The organism is Litchfieldia alkalitelluris, assembly GCF_002153425.1.
In the GTDB taxonomy this organism is placed as follows: domain Bacteria; phylum Bacillota; class Bacilli; order Bacillales; family Salisediminibacteriaceae; genus Evansella; species Evansella alkalicola.
The window spans coordinates 617,237-642,972 of sequence record NZ_KZ119600.1 but is presented as its reverse complement, the minus strand read 5'-3'; the positions used below and the strand labels follow the sequence as shown (position 1 = coordinate 642,972).

Genomic DNA, 25,736 nt, shown 5'->3' with positions numbered 1-25,736 from the left:
TAAAAAAACAATTGCAACATTAACACTGTGGTGATATACTTTATTACTGTATCGGATAAAACATAGTAAACTACTAAACTTTATCAGATTAATATGTAAAGGAGATGATCGTATGGTACGTAAATTACTTTTTGGTCTTATGTTTTTATCATTATTAGTTGCATTGGCAGCTTGTGGTTCTGAAGATACGTCTCAAGAAGAGGAGCAAACTGAGGAAGGAACTAGTGGGGAAGAGACTACTGAAATTGAAACTGACACTGAGGAAGAAACAGAAGCTGAAGAAGAAAATGCAGTAGAGGGAGCCTCAGCAGACAGTTACGAAATTTGGGTTGCAGACCAAGGATTAAATGAAATTCATATTATTGATGGAGCAACTCACGAGATCGTTGAAACGATTGATTTTGCAGATGTTGGTGATAAACCACACATGCTAGTATTTGATGAAGAAGGCGAGTACGCTTATGTAGCTAACATGGGGTCAGGTACGATGTCTGTCATACGTGCTTCAGACCGAGAAGTTCTTACAACTTTACCTACTGGTGAGGGAGCACATGCTGCTATTCCAAGTCCAGATGGAAAACGGACACTAGTAGCTAATACGCCAGGACAATCTATGACGGAGGTATTAATCGATAAAGAAAATGAAGAATTTACAGTTGATAGACATTTAGAATTATCAGAAGTAGAGTTACTTCAAGATGAAAGTGAATTTCCTAATCAAAGACCAATCTGTTTACAATATACTGCTGATGGAAGCAAGGCTTATGTAACCCTCGGTGGTGGTGGTTTATTTGTTTTAGATGTAGAAAGCTTTGAAGTGATTGAAGCCTTCGGGAAATCAATTGTAGGGGCACATGGCTGTGGTACAATTCTTTCTCCTGATGGAAAGCATATGTTTGCCAACTCAGGTTCTACAGAATTAGCCGAATACTATGTATTTGATGTGGAAACAGATGAACTAATTTACACAGGTGAAACTGGTGGCATTGATGCCCACGGTGTAGCTTTTACTCCTGATGGTGAATATTTATGGATGGTTAACCGTGTAACGGATGATGCCGCGATTATTGATCCAGAAACCTTTGAAGTAGTTGACCATGTGGAATTTGTTGGAGAGGCTCCAGACTTATTGGCATTTAGTCCTGATGGAAAATACTTGTACATTTCCTTACGCGGACCAGAACCTGCTACCGGAACACACGACATGGCTGGAGATACTCCAGGCGTTTCAGTGATTGACGTAGAGAATAAGACAAAGATTCAGTTAATTGAATTAGACTTAGCTGGAGACCCACACGGGATTGATCTAAGGGTTGTAACAGAATAAAAAATAAAATTACCTTATAGTGAGACGTACGTAGGAGGAACTTGTTTTCCAGTGTAGAAGAGTGTGTAATGATTTTTATATCATATACACACTCTTTTTATATTACGGTTAAAAAATATATTGACCTACTCTGAATGTAGATGCATTTCGTCGCCGTATCACAAACAATTATAGATTCTTAACTTAAAAAAGCTCCCCTATATCAAAGGTGGAGCCTTCTCTTGTTTATTCCTCATTCTTTTTATTATTTTTCCATGTGACAAACCGATAAGCCAAGAATGCGATATACAATGGAGTCGCAATATAAATTAAATATGGAAATTGCGCATAGGAGCCTATGTAAATAATATAAAGGAGACACCCTAGAAAAATTGTAATAATAGTACCGTACTTAGGAAGTGGTATTTCCTTCAAACTCGGTATCTTAATTCTGCTAACCATCAAAAAACACAGGGCAGTAAATACTACTGTTGTTATAATCTCAGGCAATGTGTCCCCAAATAAGGTCAATATAGCTAATATTCCACCAGCAGCTGTAATGGGAACTCCTGAAAAATAATTGGTTGAGGACTTACTTGAATTAATATTAAACCTTGCAAGCCGATATGCACCAAAGAGAGGAAATAAACCAGCAACAGCAAAGCCTAATAAACCAAATTGATAAAAATACGTATAGTAAACTAGAAAAGACGGTGCTACACCGAATGTCACAATATCTGCTAAGGAGTCTAACTCTTTACCAAAGGAGCTTTCCACCTTCAGCATTCTGGCAAATCTTCCATCCATACTATCGAGCATCATCCCAATTAGAATAAGGATTGCTGCATTGTTGTATTCTCCACTAGCTGCAAAGCCAATGGATAAAAAACCACAATATAAATTACCGAGTGTGAACATATTTGGGATCATTTTTCGAAAGCGCATTCAGATCAACTCCAGGGTATGTATACAATAAACTTTAATATTATCTAGAATAATAATTATACCATTTTTTTCATGCTAGAGCGAAGGGAAACAGACACCAAAACCATTCGATTAGCAAATAAAAACACATGTGATTCAATGAAATGCATGTTGTCACTCATTCATTGAATCCATGTGCTTTCTATTCAAACATTTCTTACTTTGGTTGCTTAGTAGTTTGGATTTTAAGGTTTACGTAATCTTGAACAGGAATCCAAGCTCCGATACCTTGCTGTGTCACATTTTTCACTTCCAACCACTTCTTATCGCCTTTCATTCGGAGATAAACTTCGCCGTAAGTCACTTTCCCTTTTTCATTTACCGCTGGTGCATAGGCTGTTAAATACCCCATCATTTTAGGTGATACATTATATACCCTGTCAGCTTTTGTTGCATAACCGATTACTGTGGAAAAACTAAGTGGCATTTTTAATTTATCTGATGCCTTTAATAACATCATTTTTTGAACCATTTCGCCATTAGGAATTTCAGCCGTCAAACCACCTTTAATACGTTTTTGTTGCTCTTGATTATAGTTGATTTGCTTCGCTTCATTTCCGCCTCGATTATCCAGTACGTTCGTATTTACTTTTTCATAATCCCAGTTAATTTTTGACTCTTCAGATTCATATGCCAAAGGCCATTGACCTAAATAAATAGATACATTCATGCCTATTGCTAATTTAGAGCCTTTGATTGTTGATTCATTAAACATTTTAATTAACTCTGGATTTTCTATCGTAATATCTGTTGAATCAAGTAATTCCGTTGCAAGTTCACTCGGATGAAGTTTTGGCAGATCCTGTGTTGGATTTGGATACGTATTATCTTTAGAAATATCTAATGCTGAATCAGGAATAAGCTTTTCTTCTTCCTTCTTTCCCTCCTCAGCAAAGGTCATTGGCATCAGTAAGTTCATGAATACAATTGAGACAATAACGCTCAATAGAATCTTTTTCATGACAATCCTCCTCATACTATTTGGCAATTAATTATGCTTAGTATTTTACTTTTATTTGAAAAATTATCCCTATGAGGAGGAATATTGTCATACTTTTATGATGACCCTTCTGTTTCTTCTTTCTTATCTTCAATGATGTTTATTTCCTTCCAGCGCCCGAACCTAAAATAGAGCATGGCGATCAAACTACTTACGACAAAGCTTGCGGCCATTCCGTATGCGATCCCACGTTCATCAAATAACTGGGCGAAAACATATGTGAGTGGATAGCGAAGGACCCAAAATGAAATGGTATTTAAAACAAATACTTGCATCATAGCACCTGATGCTCGAACAACACCATTAAGAACAAAGTTAATTCCTAAGAACGGATAAAAGAATGCGATTGATTGTACATACATTTTTCCGAAAGCAACTGTCTCTGGGTCTTGGACAAATAAGGATATCATCCATTCCGCGCTCAGAAAAACCATTGCTCCTATTGAAAAGGACACGATTAAAATAAACATAACACCATTTTTTGCTACAGCATGAACTCTTTCCCAAAGGTTTGCCCCAATGTTTTGCCCAGCCATACTATTCACCGCTGTACCTAGAGTTAGTGCTGGTAGCATAATGAGACTATCTAGCCGTTGTGCCGCTCCAAAACCCGCTACAACCTCTTCCCCAAACGTCGTGACCACGGTCATGATTGCAAGAACACCGCCGGAGATAACCATCATTGACAAGCCTGAAGGAAGGCCTAACTTGAAGATGGACTTCAAATAAACAAGCTTTGGTAGTGTTGGAGCAGAAAACGGTACTCCCGCCCTGAAGATAGAAAATAGAAGACCATATAAAAATGCTGTCCCCTGGGCTACAATTGTGGCGTATGCAGCACCTGCTATACCAAGATCTAATACATAGATAAATACGGGATCTAAGATAGCATTAAGAATGACTGCAATTACAACAAACCTAACTGGCGTTTTACTATCTCCCATCGCACGCAAAACTGTAGCTATGAAATTATAACCAAATAAAAAAGTGATCCCAATAAAGTTAATCTTTAAATATGTAGTTGCTAATGGAAGAATCTCTGCTGGCGTACCCATCCATTGAAGGATTTGCTCTGCCATTAAAAATCCAAAAATACCTAATATAATCGTCATGGCACCTAAAACAACAACAAATGCATTAAGGGAAGATTTAAGCCCCTCTTCATCTTTCGCACCCGTTTGCTGAGAGAGGATCGTTAAAGCAGCATTATTGAGCCCAATAATAAACGATAGAATTGTAAAAACAACAGTACCAGAAATAGCTATAGCCCCTAAAGCTTCTGGACCTAACAAATTACCAACCCAAAGAGAGTCAATGAGTTGGTAAGATGTCTGTAGTAGGTTTGTTAAGAAAATGGGCCATGAGAAAAAGAGCATTTTTTTAAATATACTCCCATGTGTAAAATCCATTTGGTTATTGGTCATTTATCTCCCTCATCTTTTCTTAAGCTACCGTGAAAATACTAATCTTGTGTTGGGGGGCGTTACACTCCACTCCCTTAAGCCTTTCCTAAACAATCGTGAAGCTTTCTGTCAGCTCTACTGAATCAATCACGGTCTGGGCCATTGGACAGTTCTTTTGGGCCAACACCATTGCTTTTTCTACTTTATCCTCTGACAAGCCTTCTCCAGAAATGGTGTAATGCAAATGAATTTTCGTGATTTTATTTGCTGACTCTGGATCTCTAGTGACATCCGCATCTACTGTCATATCCGTAACTGTCATTCGCTTCTTTTCTAATATTTTTCTTAAAACTCCTCCACCACAAACTGCGATAGAGCTAACCATTAACTGGTATGGACGGAATCCGTACTCTTCATTTCCTGAGATCTGAATTGTTCCATACTCAAATGTCGTTTCAAAACCATTTTCTTTCATTTGAAATTTCATCTAATTCACCTTCCTTATTACTTACATTTTCAATTCTATTGTACCCTTCCAATATATAAATCGTCATCTTATACGAACTCCGAAATATTTTACTTGTATTCAACCTAAAAGGATTTACAATGGTATAGGATGATCATCTTACATCACATAATCCGACACATTATTATTAGGAGGTTTTTTCCTATTGGCTATTCATACAAATAATCAAAACAACCCCGTTTATCGCTACTGGGTTCTAGTTGGTATGGTTCTTATCGCAGGTTTTTCACAAGGTATGCTCCTACCAGTACTAGCCGTCATGCTAGAAACGGCAGGGGTTTCATCGTCTGCCAACGGACTAAATGCAGCTGCATTGTATATTGGTATCATATTAATTTCACCTTTTATTGAAAAGCCAGTCCGTAAATATGGCTATAAACCTGTTATTATCATTGGCTTGATTCTTGTCATGATCTCATTAATTTTATTTCCAATTTGGCAAACTTTTTGGTTTTGGTTCATATTAAGAATTATTGTTGGTATTGCGGATAACTTAATCCACTTTTCCACTCAAATATGGATTAGCACCACTGCTCCAAGGGCAAAGCGAGGAAGACAGCTAGCATTATACGGGTTAGCCTTTGGACTTGGTTTTGGTATTGGCCCAATGATGACGCAGCTCTTATCCATAAATGAGTATTTACCGTTTATCATCGCTTCTGCTTGTAGCGTTATTGCCTGGATTTTTATGCTATTTTTAAAAAATGAGTGGCCGGAAAGTGACTTTGAAACTGCTTCACAAATGAATACTTTCTCCCGCTATATTCAAGTGATTAAACTAGCTTGGTTCGCTTTACTTCCAGGTTTTATGTACGGCTATCTTGAAGCTTCCTTACACGGCAACTATCCCGTTTATGCCATGCGCATGGGGATTGATATTCAATTTGTGACTGTTCTATTACTCCCAAGCTTCGTATTTGGTAGCTTAATCACACAGCTTCCCCTTGGTATGCTGAGTGACAAAATAGGCAGAAGTCGTGTGTTGAGGGGAATTATCTTCTTTGGTCTAATTTTGTTCTTCTTAATGAGTTTCGTTGAGCATATTCCATGGCTGTTATGGACATTATTCACTCTTGCTGGCATGCTATTAGGTTCTTCCTTCTCCTTAGGAATTGCCTATTTAGCTGATTTAGTACCGGCAAACCTATTACCTACTGGTACAGTGATGACTGGTATTCTTTTTGCCCTAGGAAGTATGGTTGGCCCAACAGTCGGTGGCTGGTTAATCGGAGTTGTAGGCCAAGGTGCCCTTTATTATTCCATGAGCGGCATGCTCACAGTCATCTTCATTGCTGCTATCATTTTTGAAAAAACAGGGTCTAATAGTGGAGATAAGGTTGAGATAGCCTCTTAATACTCTTAGCCTCAAAGGTATTAACTACCCTGCTTTTTAGATCTTCATATCAAAATTTGTAAAAAGTGCCCCACGACTTGACTTCGTGGAGCACTTTTTTTATCTAGGCTTTGATAAAAAGTTAATGTATTTATATAAACACTGTTAATATTGTGTGATAGGTACAAGACTACTTCACTTTGTTACTCTCCTATCATATTTTTCACCCTAAAAAAATATAAATAAGTGAAAACTGGCTTACAAAAAAATTGAATAAACTACTACTTCTTTTTAAATACTAACTATACTGGCTGGCATTCTTAATCTTATATATTATAAGGCACGATTTTTCTTCGAACAGAATAGACATGTAATAAATAAATTTATTGTTTGGTGCTTTCAAAAAGATATCAAAAATCTGAAAGGAAAGGCATCGGTATAAAATTTATGCGAAAACTCCATGCGCTTAATTACTCATTCGAAAACTCGCAAGAAAAAAATATGACCTTCGAACAAGTTTTCCAAAGGATACTTCGTTTTATGAAACGGGACCCTAAAGGTAATTTCAGACTTATGTTTGGTACTGATTCACAGGTGCATTCTACCTACACTCGTTTTGTCACAGGCGTGGTCATTCAACAAGAGGGAAAAGGGGCCTGGGCCTGCATTCGTAAGGTAGTTATTCCTCGTCAAATGAAAAATCTACATGAGAAGATTTCATTAGAGACCTCATTAACAGAAGAAATCGCATCTATGTTTACAGAGGAAAGAAAAGATCAACTCATAGATATTGTGTTACCACACATTTATAAAGGTGCATCGTTTACAATAGAAGGTCACATTGATATTGGCGCACAAAATCGTAATAAAACAAGACTATATGTGAGGGAAATGGTTGCAAGAATAGAGTCCATGGGGCTTGAACCTAAAATAAAACCTGAATCATATGTCGCAAGTGCCTATGCAAATCGGTTCACAAAATAGTCGGGGACCTGGTCCCCGACTATTTTGTGAACTTTTCAATTATTAAAAAAGTGTCTCCCATATTCATATCGGAAATGCTTTGGGAGACACATTTTATATTTTATATTGATCTATTGAAATACTTGAGCAAGAACTTTCGAAGATTGTGAGTTACTTAAATTTTTCATGACACACTGGTCAACATCAATTCTCACTTGCGCTTCTAAAGTACGGACTAAGTCAGGCTCACCAATTATATAAACTGACTCCCATTTACGATCACGTTTCATTTGTTCTATTTGATTTGCCATTTTTTTATAAAATCGATTTAAATTATTTTCAAACCTTTGCTGATAATCGTCAACATGATTGGCACTTGAAGCTATCCTATCCGTTGATGCTGCCCCTTTCTTCACTTTCCAATCATCCGTTTCTATATCAAATTCATAAACTCTCGTGTCCTTAATTTCTCCCAGTTCAGCATCATAAATCTTGATCTGATCTAAATTCGGCATGATAATCCCTGTCCTTGGAAACGCTTTCTGAAATTCTTCCAACTGATCTAATACTGGTGCCTTTTCCCAATGGAAACTTGTATCAACTGGCAATTGCAAGTAGTGAGAAGACCACAACCCTTCTTCAGAAGCAAAAATCACAACACTTTTCTGCAGGTGAGACTGATTCCCACGAATTTCCTTCTCTACTTTTCTCCTGAGTCTTTTATAACTTTTAAGCTGATCTTCTTCTCCTGATAAAACTAAATACTCCTCTAACCGCTTCAAACCATTTTTTAGTCGTATTTTCCATTCGCCCTTCTGCTGATCCTGCTCTGACCTATCCGTATTTAAGTAAACTGACAATACACATTTTCCCTGCTCACATTGGAATTCCTTTAATGCTTTCAAATCATTGCGTAATGACATTAAGTTATTCCCCCTTCAAAATAGCATGTACAGATATGTATCCTTAAACATGCCATCTCAAACATCTTTTTTCCTTTGAATGATATGTACTGTAAGTAACTTCAATTTATGCCTGTGTATATAGGATTCGTTACATTTTTTCTTTTTTACTTCAACTTTATTTATCCACATGTGGAAAAAATCGTTTTTAATTTTAGTTGCGAGGTGTCGGATCTGGAGACAGTTTGATTGCTTTTTTGTATCTTTTGTCGTTAGTTGCTTGATCTAACGACAATCCCGCTCGCTCTCCAACCTCTTTTGTCGCCAGTCACCTCATCTAACGACATTCAACTAACCAGATCTACTTTATTTGTCTTCAGTTGGAGTTGGCTCGATATAAGCAAAATGAGCTATGGTTGGTTTCTGGTCATTAATCGAGGAGAACCGAATCATGTCCCTTAAAACCTATTTCCACGCCAAATAAAAAAAGGATAACCACCTTGATGATGGTTACCCAAATCTCCGTTCCTCCCCTAGAAGAAACAAATCACTTATTGAATGATGTTTTCGTCCCCTGTGTCCCCTGTGTCCCATTCGTCCCCTGCTGGAAGAAGCTCGTTAGCTGATCGGGTATCTAGCTTCCCTTGCCCTGAAAGCTTGTCCTTTAAATCACTAAATTCATGTTGTGTTTCTTTTAAGGTTTGGAGTAAAACTTGCGTATGATCCTTCATATGCTGAGAGGTTTCCACAATTGTTTTTATATCTTCTGATGCTCCTTCCACCACTTGCGAAAGTTTATCTCCCGAAGCTTTCATTTGTGCGATAATTTGTTCACGATTGTCCTTTACAACAGAATACAGCTGCTTAGACTGATTTTTTATATTGTACATGTTATCCGAAAGCTTTGTCCGCGCCCTCTTATTTGATATCAGATAAATTGAACCTGCCACTGCCCCTAGAATGAACGTTTTCTTCACCCAACTGCTCTTATTATTTTGCTCAGTCATGATTGTTTCCCTCCATTCACGTTTTATTGTTTCTTACTTTATATTTTACCAATTAATTAAATCTCGAAACAATATTTATAAAACGAGGAAATACTAAAGTGCCAGTAACTCCAAAAGTGCATACTCATTCATTGTTAAATGACTCTATATTTTAATACTCCGTCACCTTCTACCCTTTCCACTTCTTTCCTCTCTTCTAATAAATCAAGATGACCAAGAGTTTCAGAAAACGTCAATGCAGCTTGCTTTTCAATAATGTGGGCGTATTTTTTCTTGCATAGCTCAAAGCAACTTATTGGGTCAGACCCCATCATACTTTTAAACTGTTTTGCTTTCTTATCTTGTTCAGCTAAACGTGTTTTTATTAAAGTTTTAGGGTCCGTTACTGCTTCTCCATGACCTGAATAGGCTATATCAATATGCATGCACTTTTCCATCGATTGTCTATATTGGAGCAATGTACGTGGCCTCTCTTCCCCATCTTCATAAGGCGCTTCAATAATAGCATTGGAAGATATATGTTTGATTAAATGGTCACCTGATATTAACAATCCATCCTCACGATAAAGGGAAATGTGACTTTGTGCATGACCAGGAGTTTCAATGACAGACCACCCATCAAGAAAACTTAGCTTGTCTCCCTCCTCTAATACTTTATCCACAGTCCCTTTAGCCGAATAACTTAAGAGTTTCTTATTGTTTCGTTCTATTTCTGAAATAATTGCCTCACTAACCCCATGCTTTCGATATAGACCGTTTAAGAATCCCCTTGTCTTTTGCAAAAAATTTGTATCCGAATTTAACCAAGGCTTCACTTTTCTGTGGGCATATACTTTTGCATGTGGAATAAATTCTTCTAGTAAACCTATGTGATCGGGATGATGGTGTGTTAAAATAACAACTTCAATGTCTTTCAGTTGAAGTCTTTGTTCTTTTAAATACAGTTTTAATGCAGCTAGTGCCTCTGGTGTCTTTGGGCCCACATCTACCAAAGTCAATGCATTTCCTTTAATGAGATATGAATTTACTGGACCAACTAAAAATGGTGTTGGTAATGTCATTTTTATGATATCTTTTGAAACTTCGCAAACCTGGGACATATTTCCGCTCCTCAACTAATAATGAATAACCATTCATTTTTTTACTATATTTTAACTTACTTTAACTAAAAAGTCATATAATAATGTCCACAGCCTACTTACCCACATATATGTTAACAATGTGGATAACTAACAAAAATACTAGTATTAAATATAATTTTAGTTGTGGATAAAATTTTAATCAAAATATGTGGATAACTTTAAGTAAATCTGTGGATAATGTTAGTAACTATCTTGATGTTTTATATATAAACAATTTTACTGTGGATTAACTTGTGGATATTGTGGAAAAAATTATTTATGCGTGAAAAATAATTGTTTAGTTGTATTCTAAAAGTCCATACAAAATGTTCAGAAATTTGTAACAGGTTTCACATGTATTGATAGTAATATATTATATAATTTAATAGAAAGAAAATTTAGATAAAAAAGGGCTGATGTAAAAATGAGAAAGCGCTTCCAGAAAAGTTTTGAAGAATTAGTGGAAGAAAACAAGAAACAATTATTAGAAGACGACAGAGCAATTGAATTAATTGAAAAAAAAGTTGAGGACAAACTACATCAAGAATTACAAGAAGCATAATTTGTCTTATGCAATTTAAAAAAATACATGATAGATTATACTAAAAAAGACCTTTATCACTTGAAGGTCTTTTTTAGCATCTTAAAGGAATTACTGATATTTTTTTAGTAAGGAATGCAATTTAAGTGCTAATGATAAGTCCCCTCGTACTTTTAATTTACCACTCATGTAAGCCATAGTAGGATTTAAGTTACCTTCCACTAGTTTCTTAAAATTTTCCTCATTCATTTCAATGGTGATTTTTGGATCATACTTCTCTTCTTTAACAAAATCAACTTCTTTATTTTCAATTTTTAACTGGTACACAACATCTGTTCCAGAAAGATTAAACTGATATATGACATTCATATCTCCCAGGTGGCTTGGATCCTCTTTCATCTTATCTAATAAGTCTTGAAACATATCTTTCACTGACATTTTGCTTCCCCCTTAAAATTAATGATTGAACATTCATTCATTTACTAATTAGATATATATTTACAAAATCCTCTAAATATTTTTATATGCTTAAAAAATTTTGTCTACCGTGAAGATACTAATATTGTGTTGGTGTTGGTAACAGTCCATACGCTTTCACGCAAGGTACAAGTGCGACATATGCTCATTCTTTGCCGTGTCTTCTTTGCCGTAGACGGCTGCTGAGGCACCTGAGCATCCTCTTTATACCGTTCTCTTCTTTTGTTCTTCATGATAAAGCTGATCTTCAATTTGGTTTTGAACGATCTCAGCAAGCTGTATAACATCCATATCCGGATACTCTTGGTGTACTCTGATAGGCTTAGATATTGTTACATGGACCTCTGCCGGCTTTATGAAGTTGTTATTAGCCTCCATTAAGCGATACGATCCATCAATAGTTATTGGTAGGATAGTGGCCTTAGATCTAGTCGCCAGTTTAAAGCTGCCTTTTTTAAATCTGGAAACAGGGCCCCCTTTACTTCTTGTCCCCTCTGGAAAAATGACGATGTCTTGTCCCTGTTCTAACTTTTTGGCGCCTTCCAAAATAGATTTTACAGCTTGCCTTCGATTACTTCTGTCCATAAAAATACAGTCTAAATGCTCCATCCACGTCCTTATAAGGGGGATTTTCTTCACTTCTTTCTTAGAAATAAAACCAATTTTTCTATTTAAGCTAGATAAAAGTATCGGAATATCAAAGTTCCCTTGATGATTACTTACAATTAAGACCGTTTCATCTGGTACATTTTCTAAACCATGGATATGTACTTTTGCCCCAGCCTTCCTGAGTAAAAAATCCGCCCAATTTTTTGTAACCTTTATTACATGTTCTTCATGTCCCTTTTCATTGCCTTGTCTTCGTAATCTTGTTGCTTTCATTAAACTAGGAATTGCAACAATTAAATAAGCAAAAAAGTAAAAAAACCATAATATAGTCCTCATCATTTTCATCCTCACAAAATTATAGATATGTTGCCCAAGAATTAATTTGTTGGGACATACGAACCGATAAATATAATAATACAAAAACAACTGTACTTCTGACAACGATAAACTTTTCAGGTTCACCCTAGCTTTAGTCAAAAAAAAGAAAAGGGGGGAGGACCCTTTTCTTTTGACAAATAGGAGGTTTAATTTACCTCCATCTATAATTGTTACAGCTAATAACACTAAGTACTTTTTTCAAATTATTCACATGCAGGATTTCTCGGAATTTTTGTTACGGAAATGTCATTGATCATTCGCGTGCTTCTCTTAATAATGCATACGAAGTTAATAGTCCAAATATATGAAGGGATATCATTAGTATCCTCGAACATCATCGCTTCAAACTCATCACCTATCAAATCCTCAAAAATCTCCTGAGTGTAAGTTTCTGTATCTGTGGAGAAGTCTACCCATTCGCATAAAAGCTTTCTATTTGAAGTTTTCATCCCTATCACATCTCCTTTCTTTACTTAATTATATAATAACATGAGAATGTACATACACACATGTGAAGTGTTGAACAATATGTGTCTCTTTTTTAATCGATTACTCCTTGGTATGATGAATATAATGATTTTATACGATTATTAACTAAGTGAGGTGGTCAATTAATATGAAGATCAGGAAACTCGTTAAGGAAGAGCTTGATTATAGTTTTAGCATGTCCGAATTTGCATTTCAGTATGAATTATCTGGTGAAGATCGAGAAAAGAGGAAAAAGTGGGCGAAGCCTGAAAACACATGGGTGATAGAAGAAGATAACAACATTATCTCTAAGGCAACCATTCTACCATTAGAAACATACATACTAGGAAAAAAAGTACCTATGGGGGGCGTCTCTGGTGTTGTTACATGGCCTGAACATCGTCGAAGTGGGAACGTTAAAAAGCTATTAGCTCATTGCCTTGAAACGATGAAAGACAATGGTCAGATCGTCTCCTTTCTCTATCCTTTTTCCATTCCATTTTACAGAAAAATGGGGTGGGAACTGTTTGCTGATCAACAAACGATAACGTTAACAAGGGATCAGCTGCCTCCACGAAAAGACACAACTGGCTACATTAAACGTGTGGACCAAAACCATCACTATATTGATGAAGTTTATCAAGCATGGGCGAAACAATTTAATGGGACACTCGCACGTGATGAGAATTGGTGGAATCAGTCCATATTTACTCGAAAAAAAGGAAATATAGGAGTTTATTATAATAGTACTCATGAGGCAAGGGGCTATATTATTTACTCCATCAAATCTAATTTGATGAAAGTCCATGAACTCATCTATCTTGATCCTGAAGCTAGGGACGGCTTGTGGACATTCATTTCGAACCATGATTCTATGCTGGAAAAACTGGAGATCATTGTACCACCAAATTCAGGCCTGCCTTTTATTTTGCATGACCCTAAAGTGAAAAGGGAAATTAAGTCTTATTTCATGGCTCGAATTGTAGATGTAGAGAAGTTCTTAACTTTATTCTCTTTTGTTGATGAGAAAGACAAATCAACAATTATTCTTCATATAACAGATGATTTTTGCAAATGGAATGATGGAACTTATTTCATCCATCCGGTCAACACAACTGAGACTGAGGCAAAAATTGAGTTTTATCCATCAAAATCAGTAGGCTCATGCCAGCACCCTCCTAAAAAGGGAATTCGTCTCTCTGTTCAAACGTTAACGGCTCTTCTACTTAATTCTCAATCAATGGATACTTTACTCCAAGAGGATTTTGTATTGGGGGATCACAACACTGCTAAGAGACTATCTAATAGTTTTCAAAAACAACAGCCGTTCATTCACGATTTCTTTTAAATTTAGGATGATATTAAGTATTTATCATTAACGTTAAAGAGGCTGTTCCACCTTTTGGAACTGCCTCTGCATGTAGATAAAATATATACTATATTTTTCAACGCAATTTCTTTTGTGATCTAGCAAAAGAATAGATCTGCCGACCATACCTTTAATCCATCAACTTCCTCATCGCTTTTAAGGAAGCTTTGGATTTTCCATAACGAAGTGGAATGTCAAAAGAAGTAGTTGCCTTCAACACGCTCTTTTCATGGGTGAAAGTATCAAAGCTGTATTTACCATGATAGGCTCCCATCCCACTCTCACCTACTCCTCCAAACGGAAGATACGGAGTGGCAAGATGCATGATTGTATCATTGACACAACCTCCACCAAAAGAAAGGTTCTCCAAAATATAGTCTTCTGTATTCTTGTCTTCCGTAAATAAATATAAAGCTAATGGGCTTGGTCTGTTTCTCACCCTCTCAATTACTTCATAGTCATTTGAGAAAGTCAGCACTGGAAGAATTGGGCCAAAAATTTCTCCCTGCATCACAGGATCTTGTTCTTCAACTTCTATCATGATAGTTGGCTCCATATAACGAGCGATTCTATCATGTTCTCCCCCATAATACACTTTCGTCTCATCTAGCATGGCTGCCAGTCGATCCACATGTTTTTCATGGACGATCTTCGGATAATCATCGTTAAAGCGTACATCTTCCCCATAAAACTTTTTAATATATTTCACTAAATATTTTAAGAGCTTTCTACGATTTTTTTCATGAACAAGAATATAGTCTGGCGCAACACAGGTTTGTCCTGCATTAATAAATTTCCCCCAGACAATTCGTTTTGCTGCAAGCTTTAAATTAGCGTCTTTCATAATGATGGCAGGACTCTTACCACCCAACTCCAACGTAACTGGTATGAGTTGTTTTGCTGCAGCCGCCATGACCTTCTTTCCTACTTCCACACTTCCAGTAAAGAAAACATAATCTAGCTTTTCTTCTAGAAGATTCTTAGCCGTTTCTGCATCTCCCTCAACAACAGCAATGTATTTTTCATCGAAGGTCTCTGCAATTAACTCCCGAATTACAGTACTCGTGTTTGGCGTCATTTCAGATGGCTTCACAATAACTGTGTTCCCACCAGCAATAGCACCAATTAACGGAGCTATTGCAAGTTGGAAGGGATAATTCCAAGGGGCAATAATTAATGTCACGCCATAAGGAACCTTATAAACAAAGCTTTTTGTACCTGTATGGGTTAAAGGGGTCTTCTCCTTTTTCGGTGCAGCCCATAAGTCAATGTTCTTCAGCATGTCCTTCAGTTCATTGTACAAGATCCCTATTTCTGTTGTATAAGCCTCATGTGCTGACTTATTTAAGTCCTTTTTTAGAGCATCAAGGATTTTGTCTTCCCTTTTCTGAATTTCCTGCCTCAATTTGTATAATTGCCTTTGTCGAAATGTAACGTCCTTCGTTTCCCCTGTATAAAAATAGGTCCGTTGTTTTTCCACTAGTGCACGGATTGTTTCATCCATCTCTACCTCTCCCTTCCCTACGAAAGTTCATGTATCTCATTACGTCTCACTTAACTGTTTTTTTGCATGAAATGATTTCTGTACATACACTAAACGAACAGCTAAAAATGCAGCACATACTCCAAGTCCTAAAATTAGGCCTAGCCAATAACCAAACGGTCCAAGGGTTGTATAATTAGCAGTTACGAATCCAAATGGAAGGCCAATTAGCCAAAATGAAATGAGTGCCATCACAAATGGTACGTTAACATCTTTATACCCTCTCAGAATCCCTTGAATAGGCGTGTTAATGGCATCTGAAAACTGGAAGAAAATCGAATAAATTAAGAACTGTGTAATGAGTAGTGCAACCTCTGAATCTGTCGTGTAAAGAATTGCAATTTGTTCTCTGGCTGCATAAATTGCAAAACAGGCTACTAGTCCCATTATTAAAGAAATAATAATCCCTAATCGGCTGTATATCCGTGCGTCTGACTGCCTGTTTGCACCTATTTCAAACCCAACTGTAATTGTGAGTGCCATTGCTATACTCAGTGGTACCATATAGAAAATACTAGCGAAGTTGAGAGCAGCTTGGTGTGCTGCTATTATCTCCGTTGTGAACGTACTCATTAATAGTGTAACAGCTGAGAAGATACTTGTTTCAAAAAATATCGTTAGGCCTATTGGTAATCCAAGTAAAAGTATCTCCTTCCACGTAATAAATGAAATGGCTTCAAACCTCTTAAATAGTTGGAATTCTGTAAATGGTCTAACTTTCACTGAAAAATAAACAGTCACGAAAAAAATAAACCAATAAGTAATAGCTGATGCATATCCTGCACCAATCCCACCAAGTTGTGGAAAACCTAATTTACCAAATATTAAAAGATAGTTAAACATAAAGTTAATAGGCAGTGCCAGTAATGTGATGATCATCGTCACTCTTGTTTGACCTAAGGAATCCATGAACGAGCGTAAAACACCATATAAAAAAAGTGGAATGATCCCTAAAATTAATCCTATCAAATAGTGCTTCGCAATATGTGCAACTTCCTGCTCCAAAGACATAAATGCAAGAATTGGATCTAAAACAAAGTAGCCTATAAGGACTACAGTAACTGATATGGCAATAGCTAAGTACATTCCCTGTGTGACGTAGTAGGAAACATCGTCCCTTTTTCCAGCTCCGATTTTGTGGGATATAATTGGCGTTAAAGCGAGAAGTATCCCATTGATTCCAGTTAGTATTGGTACCCACAAACTAGAGCCAATTGCTACACCTGCTAAATCATGTGCCCCTGCACGCCCTGACATTGTCGTATCAATGAAATTCATTGCATATAATCCTAATTGTGTTACGAGTATTGGCCACATTACAAGCATTAAAAGCTTTATCTTTTCCATGACTGTTTCTGTCTTGTACATTTTGTTCTCCTTAACTTCACTTAAAAATTCTAGTAGATCGTTTTATTTTATTAATTGATATGAAGATACTACAATAAAGCGTATGACTTAGTCGTCTATTACTAACATAAAGGGGTATTCATTATGGTCATTTGGGAAACGTTATGGCAATACATTTTAATTTTTGTCATGGCCGCAACACCTTGGCTTGAAATATTAATTGTAATTCCTATCGGTATCGCCATGGGGCTAAACCCACTTATGGTTGCTATCGTTTCTTTTCTAGGGAATTTCTTTCCCATATTAATTATCGTCTATTCTCTCGCTTGGTTTAAACAAACAGCATGGTATAAAAATTTTGCGAAAAGGAAGGCTGCGAAGAAAGAAAAGAAAGCCCGGGAACGGGAATTGTCACAAGAACAAGACCCTGACAATGACAGTGATATTGTTGTTAGTGAAAGTAGCAAACCAAATAAAAAATCAAAAAAAGAAAGAGCTGCTGCTATATTTGAAAAGTATGGGCTACCCGGTTTAGCTTTCTTAGGCCCAATAATTACAGGAATCCACCTTGCTGCAATTATCGCTTTATCACTCAAAGCGTCAAAAACTCGTACGACGATTTGGATGGGAGTTAGCTTAGTTTTTTGGACAGTACTCCTTACTATTGCATCATTCTATGGGATTGATTGGATTACAGATTTATTTTAAGTGAATGGAAAGGGAGGAACCCTTGAGTCACTATTGGGATTTCCCCCTCCCGTCCACAGGAAATTTTTCATATTTCCCATCAGCCTTCTCCAAATAATAATAATCATATAAGTTTACGACGGGACAAGCATGATTTGGTATGATATGAATTTTATCGTTAAGTCTTCGTTTTTGATTATGGTGATTATGGTGATTAGCATTATCTCCTGCTAGTTCTACTATACCGTGTTCTTCTGATAATCTAGAGATTAGAAGTTCTTGACCAGAGTCATTTAAGATTCTTCCAAAACCTGTTATCCCTTCATTACCATGTGCACCCTTTTCTGTCGTTAAAGCTTTACTACCTGCATCGATAATTAATCGATTACTCTTAATTGAGGCGATAGTAGCTAAAACAGTTAAGGCTACTTCCTCTATATTCGCCACGCCTAATTCAACTTGTATTCCATCAAAAAATACAGCATTACCTGGTCTCACTTCCGTAATGCCTTTTATCTTAGCTGCCACTTCAAAGGTGGGGGTAGACCCAACACTCCTATGCTTTATATATATACCCTCTTTTTCACAAAGCTCAGCACTTTTCACAATACTCTCTGCCTCACCGATTGCAATTTTAGTAATAGCTTCTTGTGTGGAAGCACCATAAGAATGCCCTGCATGTGTATAAAGTCCTGTTAAATTTAAGCTTGTTGAATCTATTATATATTTTGCAAGAGCCAATGTCTCCTCTTCAGGCTCTACACCACATCGATTTAATCCACAATTCACTTTAATCCATACTTCTGACTTTACGTTCAGCCCATCCGCTTGAGATGATATGATATCAGCTTGTTCACAATTGTCGATTGTAAAAATGATTCTCGCCTTATCATTCCATTGTAAAAGCTTATTTATTTTTTTCCTATCCGATAAAGGGAAAGCTACAAGTATATCTTTAAGCCCACTAGTAAGTAATAATTCTGCTTCTGATACTGTAGCTACAGTAATCCCAATTGCGCCCATTGCCAACTGCATTTTTGCAATTGAAACGGATTTATGTGTTTTAAAATGCGGTCTAACCTCTACATCATTATTACGGACTTTTATCATTCTTTCTATATTTCGTTTTAGTTTTTCCTCACTTACGATCAATGCTGGCGTTTCTATTTGATCAAAGCTGTAATATTTCATGCTATCCCCCCAATATATGTATCGCCCAACTCATTTTTTCCAGTATACAAGTTACACTTCCCTACAGATATTATATATCGTAGTACCACTTATTTTCGAGGAGGAACCAAAATGACTGTAGCAAGTCAGGTAAAGCAAACCTTAGCTGGATTAAAAAGTGCCCAGGCAAGCTTAGAAACATTTGCACTTCAAACAGAGAATCAACAAGCTAAGCAAATGTTCCAAGACATGGCACAACAGACACAAACGATTGTTGATACTTTGTCTCCTCGCCTTCAACAGATTGAGACGGAAGAACCGCAATATAAGAATATGTAGAGTTGATTGTGAAAAAATATAGGTTGATGCTTATCTGCATCAGCCTATTTTGTTAATATGGAATAATTTCACAACATAAGACACCACCTCCTCCTCCAAAGCGTAAACTCCTGGATTAAGTTCCAATTTAATTACTTGCCAAAATGAGATTTGCATTTATTTTATAGTAGTTATTGGTTTTATGGAGATTATAAATATAGACCATGTGTTAGAAAGAGGGGTAAAGATGTCAGATCAAAAAAAGAAAAATTTATCACCTGTACAGCAAAAATATCAAAAATTCGCTAGTGACCGTGAAGTGAAGCGTCCTGTCTTAAAAAATTGTTTGAAGGCATTTCTTGTCGGAGGTCTCATCTGCACACTTGGACAAGGTGTACAAACTTTTTATTATACTTTTTTTGATTTCACTGAAAAAAGTGCAGGGGATCCGGCAGTTGCAACTATGATATTCTTCTCTGTCATTCTAACTGGTTTCGGCGTATATGACCGGTTCGCACAATTTGCTGGTGCAGGTACGGCTGTCCCAGTCACAGGCTTTGCAAACTCTGTCGCTTCCGCTGCCATTGAGCACCGAACAGAAGGATACGTCCTCGGTGTTGGTGGAAATATGTTTAAGCTTGCAGGCTCCGTTATTGTTTTCGGAACAGTTGCCGCATTTATCATTGCACTTATAAAAACAATTTTAATCCAATGGGGAGGTCTCTAATCATGTTAGCGGGTCATCGAACATGGGAATTTGAAAATCAACCTGTCGTATCTTCTACAGGCACAGTAGGAGGACCATTTGAGGCAAAGGGAAGAATACCAAATGATTTCGATACACTTCATGATGACCTATGGGTAGGCCAAGAATCATATGAAAAAGCGGAAAAAGTTATGTTTGAAGAGGCTTGTATGAAATCGATTGAAAAGGCTGGTTTGACAAAGGAGGATATCCAACTTATTTTAGCTGGAAATTTAGTAAACCAAATTACACCTACAAGCTTTGCAGCTAGATCATTTCCAGTCCCTTATTTTGGACTCTTTGGTGCATGTTCAACATCAATGGAAGGTATGGCATTAGCAGCTTATATCGTTAATACTGGTGGTTTTAAGTATGTATTAACTGGATCCTCTAGTCACAATTCATCTATTGAAAAGCAGTTTCGCTATCCAACCGAGTATGGTGCACAAAAACCACCTACAGCACAGTGGACTGCTACTGCTGCAGGTACAGCCTTGGTCACCGATACAGGCGTTGGTCCCCGGGTAACTTCTGCAACGTTAGGCAGAGTCATAGACATGGGGTTGAGCGACCCATACAACATGGGTGGGGCTATGGCTCCAGCTGCTGTGGATACAATAGAGGCTCATTTTAGGGACCGTCAAATAGATCCTTCCTATTACGATTTAATCGTTACAGGAGATCTTGGAAAAATTGGACAAACGATCGCCTATGACTTACTAACAGATCACGGGATGAACATAACGAAAGATCAATTTCGAGACTGCGGTCTCATCATTTACCGAGAAGATCAGCCAGTTTTATCAGGTGCAAGTGGATCAGGATGTTCAGCCGCTGTTACGTATGGGCATTTATTTAACAGAATGAAAGAAGGGGAATTTAATCGAATACTCGTTGTTGCAACAGGAGCCCTCTTATCGCCATTATCCTACCAACAAAAAGAATCGATACCATGTATTGCTCACGCAGTATCTTTTGAAAATAATTAAGAAAGGAGCGCTAGTCATTGACAGTAGCATCACAAGTTAAGCAATGTGTAGCAAGTTTAAAAAATGTAGAAGCCAGTTTAAACAGCTTTGCCATCGATACAAAAGATGAACAAGCATCTGAGATTTTTAGGGAGTCATGCCAAATCACGAGACAAGTAATAACAGATTTAGAAAAGCGTGTCGGTGAATTAGAATTCCAAGAGCCACAGTACAAAGGATTTTAGAAAGGAGGTTAACTATGCAAGGTTGGCTGGAAGTCGTGTTACGTTCTGTTGTAGCCATTATTATCCTACTGTTCCTCTCTCGAACTTTCATAAGAAAATCAATGGCTCAAGTCACTTACTTTGAATTTGTATCTGGAATTGTCATTGGGGCAATTTTGGCCATAGGATCCATACACCTCCAAGTTCCTATTGCTTATCCAATCATGGGATTAATCGTCTGGTCCGTTATTCCATATGCATTAGGCTGGCTATCCATCAAGAGTGAAACTATTCGCAGTTTTGTGCAAGGAAAAGGTGTACCTGTCATTAAAGACGGGAAAATTCTCGAGGATAACTTAAAGAAGGAGCGATATTCATCTGACGAGTTATTAAAGCAATTGCGCGCCAAGAATGCCTTTCAAGTCGCTGATGTAGAATTTGCAGTTCTAGAAACAAGTGGTGACCTTAGTGTATTAATGAAAAAGGAAGCACAACCAGTCACACCAAAAGACATGAAACTGAAAGTGGCACCCATTAAGGAACCTGAAACAGTTATTATGGACGGAAAGATCATGGATGAACCATTGGCGACTGCCGGAAAAAACCGTAGATGGCTTGAAATGGAACTAGAAAAAATTGGCGCGGCTATAGAAAATGTTTACTTAGGACAAGTTGATTCCTACGGTCAACTGACAGTAGACTTATTCGACGATAAATTAAAGGTTCCTTCACCACAGGAGAAACCTTTATTGTATGCAACAATAAAAAAATGTCAGGCAGATCTCGAACTTTTTGCTTTATCCACTAACAACCCACAAGCTAAACAAATGTATACGCAAAAGGCAGCTAAAATGAAGGAAGTAATGAATAAAGTAGAACACCTCTTGCAGTAGTTTTATTAGGTACGCTGAGGTTGGGACATAACTAATGTGTTTAACTAATTGCAAACAATAATAACTCTAGCGGAGTATACTTTCGAAGCTAAAGTTAGGATTTTTCATATGTTAAAACTTTGATGTCCCAGTCTCTCCCCCCCCCCTTTTCCTTCCGAAAACCTCTTTTTTTAAATCCCACACAAATAGTAGTTGGAACGCATAATTTTTCCGGTCCTAGTGATTTACGATTTGTCATAATTTTCGCAATATGCAATAATCTAAATTATTACTTATGTTGGGAGAGGAGTTTGCTAGTATGGGAGAAAACATCATTCGTCCCGCTAAATTAGGTGACGAGCAACAAATTGGTACCGTTCATGTGAAGAGTTGGCAGGAAGCCTACAAGGGAATTATTTCTCCTACGTTTCTATCAAGCTTATCTATTGAAGAACGGACAAACATGTGGAAAAGAAGTCTTAGTCGCCCCTCTAAGGAGCACGGTGTTTATGTGGTTGAGGACGCAGATGGCCATATCGTCGGCTTTGCGACTGGCGGTCCTAATCGCTCCAAGGATAAATTCCCTCAGTATGAAGGTGAATTATATGCAATCTACCTCTTGAAGGAAGTTTGGGGTAATGGATTAGGAGAACAGCTCACGGCAGCAGTCACTACACACCTCAAGAATGTGCATGGTTTTGATTCTATGATCGTGATGGTTCTAGCTGACAATCCAGCAAAGAAGTTTTATGAGCGAATGGGTGGCAAAGTAGTCGGACAAGAAACTATTACCATTGACGAGCAAGCATATGAAGAGCTAGTTTTGGGGTTTAAGATTTAGCTAGTTAATGGATAATAGCTATTGCTAGTTGTTTATAATTTTGATCGGTTCGTTTCCAACTCAAGGTACAGTAATGTATCAAATTTTTGTAATAATCGTGTATAAACGCATGGAAGGTGGCTCTCATTTAGTTTTTTTGGAGAAATTATGTTAGAACTAATTAACACTATAGTAAAGTATGTTTAGTTGTTGAGATGTTGGATGTTGAGATGTTGGATTGGTTGGCCACCTAGATGCTTTACTCGAAAATGCGGACTAGATTTCACGGATTCACTCATTCTTGGCCGCATTTTCCAATAATGCGGACTAGATTTCACGGATTCACTGATTCCTGGCCGCATTTCTCAATAATGCGGACTAGATTTCACGGTTTCACTGATTCCTGGCCGCATTTCTCAATAATGCGGACTAGATTTCACGGATTCACTGATTCTTGGCCGCATTTTTCAATAATGCGGACTAGATTTCACGGTTTCACTCATTCCTGGCCGCATTTTTCAATAATGCGGACTAGATTTCACGGTTTCACTCATTCCTGGCCGCATTTTTCAATAATGCGGACTAGATTTCACGGTTTCACTCATTCCTGGCCGCATTTTTCAATAATGCGGACTAGATTTCACGGTTTCACTCATTCCTGGCCGCATTTTTCAATAATGCGGACTAGATTTCACGGTTTCACTCATTCCTGGCCGCATTTTTCAATAATGCGGACTAGATTTCACGGTTTCACTCATTCCTGGCCGCATTTTTCAATAATGCGGACTAGATTTCACGGTTTCACTCATTCCTGGCCGCATTTTTCAATAATGCGGACTAGATTTCACGGTTTCACTCATTCCTGGCCGCATTTTTCAATAATGCGGACTAGATTTCACGGTTTCACTCATTCCTGGCCGCATTTTTCAATAATGCGGACTAGATTTCACGGTTTCACTCATTCCTGGCCGCATTTTTCAATAATGCGGACTAGATTTCACGGTTTCACTCATTCCTGGCCGCATTTTTCAATAATGCGGACTAGATTTCACGGTTTCACTCATTCCTGGCCGCATTTTTCAATAATGCGGACTAGATTTCACGGTTTCACTCATTCCTGGCCGCATTTTTCAATAATGCGGACTAGATTTCACGGTTTCACTCATTCCTGGCCGCATTTTTCAATAATGCGGACTAGATTTCACGGTTTCACTCATTCCTGGCCGCATTTTTCAATAATGCGGACTAGATTTCACGGTTTCACTCATTCCTGGCCGCATTTTTCAATAATGCGGACTAGATTTCACGGTTTCACTCATTCCTGGCCGCATTTTTCAATAATGCGGACTAGATTTCACGGTTTCACTCATTCCTGGCCGCATTTTTCAATAATGCGGACTAGATTTCACGGTTTCACTCATTCCTGGCCGCATTTTTCAATAATGCGGACTAGATTTCACGGTTTCACTCATTCCTGGCCGCATTTTTCAATAATGCGGACCCAGTTCTACCTCTCATGCATTTTCAGTCCGCATTCTCTCATAATGCGAACTCAGTTCTACCTCTCTCCCATTTTCAGTCCGCATTCTCTCATAATGCGGACTCAGTTCTACCCCTCATGCATTTTCAGTCCGCATTCTCACAAAATGCGGACTCAGTTCTACCTCTATTCCATTTTCAGTCCGCATTCTCTCATAATGCGGACTCAAATCGCACCAACGCTCTATTTCAGTTTCCCTTCTGAATTCGAAGCCATTTCATTTATAAACTCCATAATTAACTTACGAGTTTATAAAATATCTAAAAAAAAACCAACTAGATGTCACTATCGACTCCAGTTGGCTTTTTAAGAAATAATTATCACTCGCAGTAGAAATAGTAACTCGCCTTTCCTACTCACTACTCGTAGTAGGAAATAGCACCTTGCCTTGCCGCTTCCTTCCTAGCTTAGTTCCCGCAATAAAAACGGCCATACATACTACCCAATCCCCGAGTAAAAACAGCACTTCTTCCCTATCTCCACTCAATCTCTTCTACATCGAAATGATATTCAATCTCATCATCATATTTTTCAAGAGTATCAAAATACCAGTTTGCAAATTGCTCATCATGCCAATCAGCAAGTTCTAGGGCATTTAAGTCCTCTGGCGTCTGACTAGTGATAACTTCCTCTTCCATTAGGTCCACATAGAGGCTTTTTTCAATTTCCTCTCGAACCACCACATCTAAATACTCTTCATACTCCATGCCATATTCTTCTGCTTTGTCTTCAAAAAAGCGGCGTTCTCTGCGGGCTTCATAAGTTTCAAGAAACTCCTTGAAATTCTCCAGCGAATTATCCACCTGTTCCTCAGAGACTTCAAAGCCAAGTTCACGTGCTTCATAAATCACTGCCTCTTGGAAAATATAGTTTCTTGCAACCTCAGGAATTGCTGGAGCTCCAACCTCATAGAGTACTTTCAAGTCTCTCACTAAGATGTCATCACCTCTAAAAGTTGCGATCACATCGTCATCTTCATACATTGGACTACAAGCTCTAGATAGGAGTACAACCCCAAGAACGATTAATGCTAATACAATGAATATTTTTTTCATTTTTTTCCCACTTTCAGATCTCATTCTTTAATTTAGGTTCTGCGGTAATTTGATGTTGGA

26 protein-coding genes are annotated in these 25,736 nt (G+C 37.6%); 12 read left to right on the top strand and 14 right to left on the bottom strand.

Annotation, left to right across the window (positions count from 1 at the left end):
- Positions 1 to 112 precede the first annotated feature (112 nt).
- Entirely contained in the window at positions 113 to 1,327 is a 1,215-nt protein-coding gene (locus tag BW724_RS03085) for a beta-propeller fold lactonase family protein (protein ID WP_088073624.1), read from the top strand.
- 225 nt (positions 1,328 to 1,552) lie between these two features.
- Here BW724_RS03085 and pssA read toward each other — a convergent pair whose 3' ends face one another.
- The 4 genes from pssA to BW724_RS03065 form a co-directional block, all read right to left on the bottom strand.
- The gene (gene pssA / locus BW724_RS03080; protein ID WP_088073623.1) at positions 1,553 to 2,251 is read right to left on the bottom strand and encodes a CDP-diacylglycerol--serine O-phosphatidyltransferase; all 699 of its coding nucleotides are present in this window, start codon (positions 2,249 to 2,251) and stop codon (positions 1,553 to 1,555) included.
- 196 nt (positions 2,252 to 2,447) lie between these two features.
- Complete coding sequence (locus tag BW724_RS03075; RefSeq protein WP_088073622.1) at positions 2,448 to 3,251, bottom strand: YfkD famly protein; 804 nt, start codon at positions 3,249 to 3,251, stop codon at positions 2,448 to 2,450.
- A gap of 95 nt (positions 3,252 to 3,346) precedes the next feature.
- A complete protein-coding gene (locus tag BW724_RS03070; RefSeq protein ID WP_088073621.1) occupies positions 3,347 to 4,714 on the bottom strand; it encodes an MATE family efflux transporter in 1,368 nt (455 codons plus the stop codon).
- Positions 4,715 to 4,799: 85 nt separating this feature from the next.
- Positions 4,800 to 5,180, bottom strand: a complete 381-nt coding sequence (locus BW724_RS03065) for an OsmC family protein (protein ID WP_088073620.1) — start codon at positions 5,178 to 5,180, stop codon at positions 4,800 to 4,802.
- 184 nt (positions 5,181 to 5,364) lie between these two features.
- On the opposite strand from BW724_RS03065, the gene BW724_RS03060 reads away from it, so the two are divergent.
- Both BW724_RS03060 and BW724_RS03055 read left to right on the top strand, forming a co-directional pair.
- The gene (locus tag BW724_RS03060) at positions 5,365 to 6,573 is read left to right on the top strand and encodes an MFS transporter (RefSeq protein WP_088073619.1); all 1,209 of its coding nucleotides are present in this window, start codon (positions 5,365 to 5,367) and stop codon (positions 6,571 to 6,573) included.
- Positions 6,574 to 6,999: 426 nt separating this feature from the next.
- A complete protein-coding gene (locus BW724_RS03055; RefSeq protein WP_088073618.1) occupies positions 7,000 to 7,536 on the top strand; it encodes a ribonuclease H-like YkuK family protein in 537 nt (178 codons plus the stop codon).
- 110 nt (positions 7,537 to 7,646) lie between these two features.
- On the opposite strand, the gene BW724_RS03050 is transcribed toward BW724_RS03055, so the two are convergent.
- From BW724_RS03050 to BW724_RS03040, 3 genes are all read right to left on the bottom strand, one after another.
- Positions 7,647 to 8,438 (bottom strand): VLRF1 family aeRF1-type release factor, encoded by a 792-nt coding sequence (locus BW724_RS03050; protein ID WP_088073617.1) that lies wholly within the window; start codon positions 8,436 to 8,438, stop codon positions 7,647 to 7,649.
- Between the two features lie 530 nt (positions 8,439 to 8,968).
- Entirely contained in the window at positions 8,969 to 9,424 is a 456-nt protein-coding gene (locus BW724_RS03045) for a YtxH domain-containing protein (RefSeq protein ID WP_088073616.1), read from the bottom strand.
- Between the two features lie 134 nt (positions 9,425 to 9,558).
- Positions 9,559 to 10,524, bottom strand: a complete 966-nt coding sequence (locus BW724_RS03040; protein WP_088073615.1) for an MBL fold metallo-hydrolase — start codon at positions 10,522 to 10,524, stop codon at positions 9,559 to 9,561.
- Between the two features lie 445 nt (positions 10,525 to 10,969).
- Between BW724_RS03040 and BW724_RS03035 the strand changes: the two genes are divergently transcribed.
- Complete coding sequence (locus BW724_RS03035) at positions 10,970 to 11,107, top strand: FbpB family small basic protein (RefSeq protein WP_088073614.1); 138 nt, start codon at positions 10,970 to 10,972, stop codon at positions 11,105 to 11,107.
- Between the two features lie 90 nt (positions 11,108 to 11,197).
- On the opposite strand, the gene BW724_RS03030 is transcribed toward BW724_RS03035, so the two are convergent.
- The 3 genes from BW724_RS03030 to BW724_RS03020 form a co-directional block, all read right to left on the bottom strand.
- Positions 11,198 to 11,524, bottom strand: coding sequence for an SCP2 sterol-binding domain-containing protein (locus BW724_RS03030; RefSeq protein ID WP_140354892.1), 327 nt, complete (start codon positions 11,522 to 11,524; stop codon positions 11,198 to 11,200).
- 243 nt (positions 11,525 to 11,767) lie between these two features.
- Positions 11,768 to 12,508 carry a lysophospholipid acyltransferase family protein gene (locus BW724_RS03025; RefSeq protein WP_235848880.1) on the bottom strand — a complete coding sequence of 247 codons (741 nt, stop codon included), beginning with the start codon at positions 12,506 to 12,508 and terminating at the stop codon, positions 11,768 to 11,770.
- Positions 12,509 to 12,753: 245 nt separating this feature from the next.
- Positions 12,754 to 12,999, bottom strand: coding sequence for a hypothetical protein (locus BW724_RS03020; protein WP_088073612.1), 246 nt, complete (start codon positions 12,997 to 12,999; stop codon positions 12,754 to 12,756).
- 167 nt (positions 13,000 to 13,166) lie between these two features.
- On the opposite strand from BW724_RS03020, the gene BW724_RS03015 reads away from it, so the two are divergent.
- On the top strand, positions 13,167 to 14,366 hold the full coding sequence (locus BW724_RS03015; protein WP_088073611.1) for a GNAT family N-acetyltransferase: 1,200 nt from the start codon (positions 13,167 to 13,169) through the stop codon (positions 14,364 to 14,366).
- 151 nt (positions 14,367 to 14,517) lie between these two features.
- Here BW724_RS03015 and BW724_RS03010 read toward each other — a convergent pair whose 3' ends face one another.
- Together BW724_RS03010 and BW724_RS03005 are read right to left on the bottom strand one after the other, a co-directional pair.
- Positions 14,518 to 15,891, bottom strand: a complete 1,374-nt coding sequence (locus tag BW724_RS03010; RefSeq protein WP_088073610.1) for an aldehyde dehydrogenase — start codon at positions 15,889 to 15,891, stop codon at positions 14,518 to 14,520.
- Between the two features lie 39 nt (positions 15,892 to 15,930).
- Positions 15,931 to 17,298: an MATE family efflux transporter gene (locus BW724_RS03005; RefSeq protein WP_088073609.1), complete on the bottom strand. Its 1,368-nt coding sequence runs from the start codon at positions 17,296 to 17,298 to the stop codon at positions 15,931 to 15,933.
- Positions 17,299 to 17,421: 123 nt separating this feature from the next.
- Between BW724_RS03005 and BW724_RS03000 the strand changes: the two genes are divergently transcribed.
- The gene (locus tag BW724_RS03000; protein ID WP_088073608.1) at positions 17,422 to 17,985 is read left to right on the top strand and encodes a small multi-drug export protein; all 564 of its coding nucleotides are present in this window, start codon (positions 17,422 to 17,424) and stop codon (positions 17,983 to 17,985) included.
- Positions 17,986 to 18,015: 30 nt separating this feature from the next.
- Here BW724_RS03000 and BW724_RS02995 read toward each other — a convergent pair whose 3' ends face one another.
- Complete coding sequence (locus BW724_RS02995; RefSeq protein WP_088073607.1) at positions 18,016 to 19,155, bottom strand: alanine racemase; 1,140 nt, start codon at positions 19,153 to 19,155, stop codon at positions 18,016 to 18,018.
- A gap of 111 nt (positions 19,156 to 19,266) precedes the next feature.
- On the opposite strand from BW724_RS02995, the gene BW724_RS02990 reads away from it, so the two are divergent.
- The 6 genes from BW724_RS02990 to BW724_RS02965 all read left to right on the top strand — a co-directional run bounded on the left by BW724_RS02990 (position 19,267) and on the right by BW724_RS02965 (position 23,102).
- Complete coding sequence (locus BW724_RS02990; RefSeq protein WP_088073606.1) at positions 19,267 to 19,473, top strand: DUF1657 domain-containing protein; 207 nt, start codon at positions 19,267 to 19,269, stop codon at positions 19,471 to 19,473.
- A 226-nt stretch (positions 19,474 to 19,699) separates the two neighbouring features.
- Complete coding sequence (gene spoVAC / locus BW724_RS02985) at positions 19,700 to 20,179, top strand: stage V sporulation protein AC (RefSeq protein ID WP_088073605.1); 480 nt, start codon at positions 19,700 to 19,702, stop codon at positions 20,177 to 20,179.
- A gap of 2 nt (positions 20,180 to 20,181) precedes the next feature.
- The gene (gene spoVAD / locus BW724_RS02980; RefSeq protein ID WP_088073604.1) at positions 20,182 to 21,186 is read left to right on the top strand and encodes a stage V sporulation protein AD; all 1,005 of its coding nucleotides are present in this window, start codon (positions 20,182 to 20,184) and stop codon (positions 21,184 to 21,186) included.
- 17 nt (positions 21,187 to 21,203) lie between these two features.
- Positions 21,204 to 21,410 carry a DUF1657 domain-containing protein gene (locus tag BW724_RS02975; protein ID WP_088073603.1) on the top strand — a complete coding sequence of 69 codons (207 nt, stop codon included), beginning with the start codon at positions 21,204 to 21,206 and terminating at the stop codon, positions 21,408 to 21,410.
- Positions 21,411 to 21,424: 14 nt separating this feature from the next.
- Positions 21,425 to 22,282 carry a DUF421 domain-containing protein gene (locus tag BW724_RS02970; protein ID WP_088073602.1) on the top strand — a complete coding sequence of 286 codons (858 nt, stop codon included), beginning with the start codon at positions 21,425 to 21,427 and terminating at the stop codon, positions 22,280 to 22,282.
- A 298-nt stretch (positions 22,283 to 22,580) separates the two neighbouring features.
- Positions 22,581 to 23,102 (top strand): GNAT family N-acetyltransferase, encoded by a 522-nt coding sequence (locus BW724_RS02965; protein WP_176371268.1) that lies wholly within the window; start codon positions 22,581 to 22,583, stop codon positions 23,100 to 23,102.
- 1,992 nt (positions 23,103 to 25,094) lie between these two features.
- Here BW724_RS02965 and BW724_RS02960 read toward each other — a convergent pair.
- The gene (locus tag BW724_RS02960; RefSeq protein WP_088073600.1) at positions 25,095 to 25,676 is read right to left on the bottom strand and encodes a hypothetical protein; all 582 of its coding nucleotides are present in this window, start codon (positions 25,674 to 25,676) and stop codon (positions 25,095 to 25,097) included.
- Positions 25,677 to 25,736 lie beyond the last annotated feature (60 nt).